1 protein-coding gene is annotated in these 1,429 nt (G+C 65.2%); it reads right to left on the minus strand.

Annotated features, from left to right (window positions below):
- Window positions 1-36: 36 nt before the first annotated feature.
- A complete protein-coding gene (locus JQ567_RS37915; protein WP_212443535.1) occupies window positions 37-1,380 on the minus strand; it encodes an IS1380-like element ISBdi2 family transposase in 1,344 nt (447 codons plus the stop codon).
- Between the last annotated feature and the right edge of the window lie 49 nt (window positions 1,381-1,429).

The raw sequence follows: 1,429 nt of genomic DNA on the forward strand, positions 1-1,429 counted from the left end.
GATGGGTTGGGCGAACGGGGGCGGACGCCCCGCCGGTCAAGGACCGAGCGGCAGCAGCGCGCCGGGCAAGCCGCAGATCAGGTCGGCTTCGGGACATGCCGCGGCAAACGCAAGGCGAATGCGGCTCGTGGTCTCGACCACACGGGCAGCGAGTTTCAAGAGACGAAGACGCAGCGTCGCGAACTCGGCAGTGGCCAATTCCCGGGCTTTGGGAATGGCGTCGCGCACGGTCAGCATCAGCCAATAAGCGGCCGTATGGAGCACGAGACGGACCTGGTTGGCGAGCGCCGAACGGCAGCTGGTGCGATCGGAGGCGAGCTGCGTCTTATGCAGCTTGATCAGATTCTCGGCTTGGCCGCGCGCGCAATACAGGCTGTCGTAGATCCACTCGGCCGAGCCGACATCGAGGCTGGTGACGACGAAACGGATGTCGAGGCCGAGCATCGTCGCCTCAATACGGGCGACAGTGCGCCGTTCGCGATCCCAGGACTTTGCCTTGTGGCGCGTCTCGGTATAGCCACGCAGAACCGGCAGGTTCTCGATGGCGCGTCGCGTGCGGATGTCGTCGGCGACCTCGTCGACTTTTCTGGCGAGAGGCTTGGTGCCGGACAGACCGAAGATGTAGTCGATGCCGTTGGTCTCGCACCACGCCATGGCCTCCGGCCGGGCATAGTGCCCGTCGCCACGGAACGTAATTTGCGTGTTGTGCCATCGCGTCCGGATATGCCGTACCAGGCGGCGCAGATGGGCACGCACCTCGACGCCGCCCGGCGTCTTGCCGGGCCGCAGCACGACGGCCACGGGCCGGCTCTTCTCCGTGTCGTAGACGTGGATCGGCAGGAAGCAGCGTTCGTCATAATGAGCGTTGAACAGCGAGAGCTGCTGATGGCCGTGGACGACGTCGCAGGTATCATCGATGTCGAGCGTGACGGATGCCGGCTCGCGCGGGTAGCTATCCATCCATGCGTCGACCAAAATGTAGGTCAGCCGGATCACGTCGCGCAGGCGCGGAGCATTCTCCAGCCGCGACAGCGTCGGTTGGGAACACAGATCGCGGCCCGTGTCCGGCAGCCGTCCGCAGGCCAGCTTGAATGCGGGATCGGACCGCAGATGATCGAGGTCGTCGGCGTCCTCGTAGCCGCAGCAGATCGCGAACATGCGCGCGCGGAACATATCGACCAGGCTGTGCACGACCCGCGTCGGATCGCGCCGATCCGGGAACACCCGGGCCAGATTGTCGGCCAAGCCGAGACGCCGCTCGGCCATCGCCAGAAGCATCACGCCCCCGTTCGAGGTTAGGCGCCCACCATCGAAGGCAGCTGTGACTTTCTTGGCGTGAATGGCTGGAAACGAGAAGGGCGGAATCGTATCGTCGGTCATGGCGGGCGTGGCGTTCGCGGTTGGAGGTGATGGGGTTGGCTTCGCAACC

It is taken from the genome of Bradyrhizobium sp. AUGA SZCCT0431 (genome assembly GCF_018131065.1).
Lineage (GTDB): Bacteria > Pseudomonadota > Alphaproteobacteria > Rhizobiales > Xanthobacteraceae > Bradyrhizobium.

Coding starts and splice junctions, on each gene's coding strand:
- JQ567_RS37915 (WP_212443535.1), bottom strand. CDS start 1,380: ATGACCGACGATACGATTCCGCCCTTCTCGTTTCCAGCCATTCACGCC.